Annotated in this window: 5 protein-coding genes; 4 read left to right on the forward strand and 1 reads right to left on the reverse strand. The window is 42.9% G+C overall.

The genetic code is table 11. The annotated features are described in order from the left end of the window. Positions 1 to 732 precede the first annotated feature (732 nt). The 4 genes from ACWB0I_RS11535 to ACWB0I_RS11550 are packed head-to-tail and all read left to right on the forward strand — an operon-like array spanning position 733 to position 4725. Positions 733 to 1848: a hydrogenase small subunit gene (locus tag ACWB0I_RS11535; RefSeq protein WP_479388219.1), complete on the forward strand. Its 1116-nt coding sequence runs from the start codon at positions 733 to 735 to the stop codon at positions 1846 to 1848. Then, positions 1848 to 3566: a nickel-dependent hydrogenase large subunit gene (locus ACWB0I_RS11540; RefSeq protein WP_479388223.1), complete on the forward strand. Its 1719-nt coding sequence runs from the start codon at positions 1848 to 1850 to the stop codon at positions 3564 to 3566. The genes ACWB0I_RS11535 and ACWB0I_RS11540 overlap by 1 nt, the downstream gene beginning before the upstream one ends. A gap of 12 nt (positions 3567 to 3578) precedes the next feature. After that, a complete protein-coding gene (gene cybH / locus ACWB0I_RS11545) occupies positions 3579 to 4265 on the forward strand; it encodes a Ni/Fe-hydrogenase, b-type cytochrome subunit (RefSeq protein ID WP_479388220.1) in 687 nt (228 codons plus the stop codon). Then, complete coding sequence (locus tag ACWB0I_RS11550) at positions 4243 to 4725, forward strand: hydrogenase maturation protease (protein WP_479388221.1); 483 nt, start codon at positions 4243 to 4245, stop codon at positions 4723 to 4725. The genes cybH and ACWB0I_RS11550 overlap by 23 nt, the downstream gene beginning before the upstream one ends. A 371-nt stretch (positions 4726 to 5096) precedes the next feature. Here the strand turns inward: ACWB0I_RS11550 and ACWB0I_RS11555 are convergent, their stop codons facing one another. Then, positions 5097 to 6329, reverse strand: a complete 1233-nt coding sequence (locus tag ACWB0I_RS11555) for an integron integrase (protein ID WP_479388222.1) — start codon at positions 6327 to 6329, stop codon at positions 5097 to 5099. Positions 6330 to 6797: the final 468 nt, after the last annotated feature.

Genomic DNA, 6797 nt, shown 5'->3' on the forward strand with positions numbered 1-6797 from the left:
TTTAACTTTTGGGAAAGCTTAGTAAGAATGCAGCACAAGAATTTTCGCATCCCGCTGTGGCGGGATTAGAATACTTCCTTCAAAACTTATAATCCCGCTTAGCGGGATGCGAAAATTTTTATGCAGTGTGAAGAAACAAAACCGTTGAATTGTTGAATTGTTGAATTGTTGATTGGTTGAATGGTTGAATAAGCATCGGGCCGCCATTGGTCATAAATGGGGTACGTGTAAGAAATCCCCAATACATGTTAAAATTTCACACACAAGCCTTCCCCCTCTCCCATATTTTTATTCTGGGTGAGGGGGATCGTGGGGGTGAGGGCTAATTCGTGAAATAACTTCTACTGTTGGAGGGAAAGCGTTAAGAGTGTAAGAGTTAAAGGGTTAATAGGCACTGACCTGTCATTTTTTAACGAAGTTTTTTGGTTGCGGCTTTACTGCCTTAGATCTTTTGAGGGAAGTATTCTAATTTTTATTACCGCAAAATAAAAAAGGAAAGAGTTCAATAGGAATATTTTGCAAAAAAGGGGGATAAAGACAAAATATGAAAAAATTTTCATATTCTTGCAATTGAAATGTTTGTTGATTATTATTTTAGCCGAAATCCTAGGGGGAAGGGCGTTCATTGATGTTTTATATTTTAAACGACGAACTATTTTGTTCTTTAGCTTTATTAGACATTTATATCCATCCTTCACATAAAATGTTTCATCAAAACGTTAAGGGGGGAAAATGTCTAAAATACCAACTTTTAGGGAACATCTGGAAGCTACTCATGGGTTAAGCCGCCGAGATTTTTTGCGATTTTGCAGTTATGCGGCAGCGCTTATCGGGCTTGATGCCACAGGAATTCCAAAGGTTGTTCACGCCTTTGAAAAAAATCCCAGGCCTCCGGTTATATGGTTGCATTTTCAGGAATGTACCTGTTGCAGTGAATCATTTATCAGGTCCTCCCATCCTCTGGTAGGTGATCTGATCCTGAATCAAATCTCGCTGGATTACACCGAGACGCTCCAGGCTGCTGCCGGCGAAGCTGCTGAAAAAGCCATGCACGATACGATGAAGAAATACCATGGCAAGTATTTCTTATTAGTCGAAGGTTCCGTGCCAACCAGCGATGATGGCGTGTATTGCATGATTGCTGGTCGTACGGCGCTGGATATTTTGCAGGAAGCTGCCGAAGGAGCCGCTGCTGTGATTGCCTGGGGCAGTTGTGCTTCCAATGGATGTATTCAAAGTTCGAAACCCAATCCCACCAGCGCTACGCCCATTGACAAGCTGCTTGATCGACCGGTTATTAAAGTTCCAGGTTGTCCGCCCATTGCCGATGTGATGACGGCCATTGTAACGCATATTCTGGTGTTTGGCAATATCCCTGAACTGGATGGACAGGGTCGGCCCAAAGAGTTTTATTCCCGACGTGTACACGATACCTGTTACCGAAGGCCCTATTACGATGCTGGTTTGTTTGTAGAACGCTGGGATGACGAAAAGGCAAAAAAAGGCTATTGCCTGTACAAAATGGGCTGTCGTGGTCCGGTCACCTACAATGCTTGCGCTGTTACAAAATGGAATGCCGGCACCAGTTATCCCATTCAATCCGGTCATGGATGTATTGGGTGCAGTGAGAACAACTTCTGGGATAATGGCCCATTCTATCGCCATCTGGCATCCTTCCCCGGTTTTGGTATTGAAACCACCGCTGACACCATCGGTACTGTAGTCGGCGCTGCTGCCGTTGCCGGCGTTGCGGCTCATGCCATTACCACCAATATTCGCAAGAGGAAACTAATCAAAGAGAATGTGGAAGAGTCCGTCAATTCCAAAAAAGAAGGGGAGGGTAAGTAATTATGGCACGTTTAGTAGTTGATCCCATCACCAGGATCGAAGGACATTTGCGCATTGAAGCGGTGGTCGAAAATGGCGTCATTAAAGAAGCTTACAGCTCCGGCACCATGGTTCGTGGATTCGAAATCATTTTAAAAGGCCGTGATCCACGGGATGCCTGGGCTTTTACAGAACGAGCCTGCGGCGTGTGCACCACGGTACATGCTCTGGCCAGCGTGCGAACAGTGGAAGATGCTCTGAAAATTAAAGTGCCCTTCAATGCGGAATTGATCCGTAATTTAATGTTTTGCGCCCAGATGGTGCAGGATCACGTCATCCATTTCTATCATTTACACGCCCTGGACTGGGTAGATGTGGTTAGCGCTCTGAAAGCCGATCCAAAAGACACTTCGGCTATTGCCAAAAGTATTTCCAGTTGGCCCAGGAGTTCGCCCAGATACTTTAAGGAAGTTCAGGATCGGTTGAAAGCCTTTGTAGAAAGCGGGCAACTGGGCATCTTTGCCAATGGATACTGGGGACATCCGGCTTATAAGCTTCCGCCTGCCGTGAATTTGCTGGCAGTGGCCCATTATCTCGAAATGCTGGAATGGCAAAAAGAGCTGGTCAAAATCCACACCATTTTTGGCGGTAAAAATCCTCATCCCAACTATCTGGTTGGTGGAGCGCCATGTTCGATTAATTTGAACGAAGTGAATGCCATCAATACCGAGCGTCTGAATTTTGTAGGAAAATTGATTGATGATGCCATCGAAATTGTGGAGAAGGTCTATCTGCCTGATTTACTGGCTGTAGCCGGCTTCTACAAGGAGTGGGCCAAATATGGCGGCGGTCTAAAGAACTACATGGCCTATGGTGATTTACCGACCAGAAGTTACTGGGAACCGGACTCTTTCAAATTTCCACGTGGCATCGTATTGGATCGTAATCTGGAAGAAGTGGTTCCGGTTGATCCGACGGACAAAGAGGGCATCAGGGAATACATTGCGCATTCCTGGTATCAATATTCTGTAGGCGATCAGGAGGGATTGCATCCCTGGGATGGCGAAACAGTACTTAATTTTACCGGTCCTAAACCTCCTTTTAAAGAATTGAATGTGGACGGCAAATATTCCTGGCTTAAAACGCCGCGCTGGAAAGGAAAACCAATGGAAGTTGGACCTCTGGCGCGCATGGTGGTGGCCTATGCCAGCGGTAATAAAGAGGTGCAGGAATTGGTCAATGCCACGCTTAAAACGTTAGATGTACCGCCTACGGTTCTGTTTTCGACTTTGGGACGAACGGCAGCCCGTGGACTGGAAACCAAGCTGGTGGTTCACTGGATGAAAGACTTTTACAATGCGTTGATTGCTAACATTAAGAACGGCGATACCAAAACCTTTAACGATGCCAAATGGGATCCCAAAACCTGGCCCACAGAAGCTCAGGGCGTAGGAATGACCGAAGCCCCGCGCGGTGCGCTGGCCCACTGGATTCGAATTAAGGACGAAAAAATCGACAATTACCAGATGGTTGTGCCCAGCACCTGGAATGCTTCGCCCAGAGATCCTCAGAATCAGCGTTCGGCTTATGAAGAATCTCTGATTGGCACCCCAGTAAAGGATCCAGAAAAACCCGTGGAAATTTTGCGCACCATTCACTCCTTTGATCCCTGCATTGCCTGTGCGGTTCATCTCTATGATCCCGACGGGAAATATGTCCGTCGCATTCAGATCATGTGAAAGGAGGCTGGCATGCAAGCAGTGAAAAAGACAAATGTCTACCGCAGAGTGTACGTGTGGGAATTTCCGGTCCGTCTTTACCATTGGGTAAACGCCATTTGTATTGTGGTTCTGGCCATTAGCGGTTATCTGATTGGAAAACCCATTGCCATAGAATACAGCAATGAAGCCTACCAACAATACTGGTTTGGTACTATCCGATTCCTCCATTTTGTGGCTGCGTTCATATTTTTCTTTAATTTTTTAGTACGCATTTACTGGGGATTGGTGGGCAACCATTACGCAGACTGGCGAAATTTTATTCCTTTGAAAAAAGCCCAATGGAAAGAAATCATTGAAGTTCTGAAAGTGGATATCTTGCAAAGGGATGTCTCCGGCAAGATCAGCGTGGGACACAATGCCCTGGCCGGATTGATTTATTTTCTGAGCTTTTTGGTATTTCTATTCCAGGCATTTACTGGATTTGCTCTGTATTCCAGTATGAGTTCTTCCTTTTTACCCAAATTGTTTAGCTGGGTAGTGCCGCTCATGGGCGGAGATTTTGCCGTTCGCCAGTGGCACCATATGTTCATGTGGTTCTTTATTATATTTGCCATCATTCATGTCTATCTGGTATTTTATCACGACTATGTTGAAGGGCGGGGCACTACTTCTTCTATGGTAGGAGGCTGGAAATTTGAAAAGGAAGAAGACCTCTAAACTGTTAATCCTGGGCATTGGTAATGTGTTAATGGGCGATGAAGGCGTTGGCGCTTTTGTCGCCCAATTTTTAGAAAAGCAGAATATGCCTGCCGGCGTGACGGTGCTGGATGGGGGGACCGGTGGGTTCCATCTTTTGGAAGAATTTCAGAGCGCCGATTCTGTCATCCTGATTGACGCTACGATTAATGGTCATCCGCCAGGCACCTGGCAACGGTTGCAGCCTCAATATTCTTCCGATTACCCACCCACATTAACGGCGCACGACATCGGTCTGAAAGATATGCTGGATGCCGCCCAACTTCTGGGTAAAATGCCAGATGTAGTATTGTACGCTATCTCCGTCCCTTCGTTAAACGCTGTAAAGTTTGGACTGAGTCCGGAGATTGAATCCATTATTCCTGTAATCAGCGATGAAATTCTGAGGGAGGTGCACAACTTGTTAAGTTCAGATTCTTAAATATTGCCTTTAGAAAAATTAATTTCCGTATGCTGGATGATCTGTGCTAAGCTACTGAATCCAGTTTTTAATCGTATGGGAGCTTTACAAAAGGAGCGTGCATTTTTTCTTATAGTAAAATAAATTAAGCGGTACAAAAGATTTTCATCATTAAAAATTACATTGATTTGACTTTATTAAATTCTGAATTTTATATTCTTAACAGCATTCCATTTGAACTATTTAATGCCATAAATTATCTCGAGTGCAATTTACCTCATCCAGACTATCCTTTTACTGAGATTGACGTGGCGGAGCTGTATGGAGTTGGTAGCTGGGAATTTGTCGGAGCGCAGCGAAGATGCCGGTTTATTGAGAGAATTGGGAACATTTTAATCGTCCAGGGGGCTGTGTACATTAATTAAATTGGTTTTGGCGATGTGTGTGTAAATCATTGTCGTTTGTAAATTTTTATGGCCTAACAATTCTTGTACGGTGCGTATATCGTGGCCGTTTTCTAAAAGATGGGTGGCAAAACTGTGGCGCAGGGAGTGGATGGAGGCCGGTTTATTGATATTACATTTTTTTAAGGCGGCTTTAAATGCTTTTTGTAAAGTAGCAGGATGAACGTGGTGCCTGCGGACCTGCGTTGTTCTAGGATCGACCGAAAGAGAACATGAGGGAAAGACCCAGAACCATTTCCATTCTGTACTTGCATTTGGATATTTTTGGGCCAGTGCATGAGGCAGTTCGACACCTGCTAAGTTTCGTTTTCGATCTTGCTGATAAATTTTTTTAACTTCTTGCAAATGATCTTCTAATTCTTTTTTGACTGACTGAGCCAGAAGCGTTTTGCGATCTTTATCGCCTTTACCAGCATGGACCAAGATAATATTATTTTGGAAATCAATATCTTTAATTCTCAGACGTAAACACTCGTTAAGACGCAGGCCACCACCGTAAATAATTTTAGCCATCAAGCTGATTTGAGGTGGCAGGAATTGAAGAATTTGTAAGATTTCCTGGCGTGAAAGGACTACAGGGAGCCGTTTTTTGGGCGTTGCCCGCACAGCGTTAATGGAGTTTTCCGGCTCTTTGTTTAGGCCATATCTAAAGAAGAAGATTAAGGCATTTAAAGCCTGATTTTGAGTAGAAGGAGCCACCTTTTTATCCACTGCCAGATGGCTGAGAAAAAGTTGCAGATCATTTTCTGTTAGTTTGGCAGGATTTTTTTCTTGCATGAAAAATTTGAATTCGCGGATCCATTTCAGATAAGATTTTTCGGTACTGTAAGAACGTTGTTTTAATCTAAGATTTTGAATGGTTAACTGGATGGTTTTGTCCCATAAATCAGTTGCAGGTTGAATTTTTGTATTCTTTTGATGGCGGGATTGTTGCAGGAAGAATTGATAGTGACGCAGGGCAGCCTGTGCCTGTTTGATTTGCCAGTCGGGATGATTGACGCTAAGCCTTTTCAAAAAGGTATTGGTTTGATTTTGAGAAAGTTCAGCATTCATTTTTAATTTAAGAAAATTGTAGGCTGAGTTGACCCAATGGATATAAAAAGGGATGTATTTATCGGGAATATGCGCCACATTTTTAAGATAGAATTCGAAGCTTTCCATCTTATATTGCTTCCAGATAACATTGATAATAGTTATATTTTAAAGAAAAATGAGAAAAAATCCAAAAGAATTTTTGATTTTTTGAATTTGATTTGTTAGCTTTTATAAAAAGATAGATTCCAATTAATAATTACATAGAATAAAGATAATTGATAATGTTGTGCGATCGTAGCGCTCTTTTGAATAGCAGTTCCAGAAAACTGAAAGGAAATGCCCTGTAAAAAATAATATAAAACCACTTCATTTTCCCGGTTTGCAAAATTGTTGGAAAGATGAAGGGAAGCTAAATTTTGATCCATCGAAAAAAATAAAATAACCAATTCAATTTACTCCTTGACATGAATGTGAATTTTTCTTAAATGGTTTACATTGGAGAAGCGGAGCAAAAGGATTTGTTTTTCTCATTGAAGTAGCATGCTTGTTTGTAAGAGTAAGGACTTGTCTGGAATTTGAAAAGTAAAAATTAAA

The sequence above is a fragment of the Caldithrix sp. genome, from assembly GCF_056497305.1.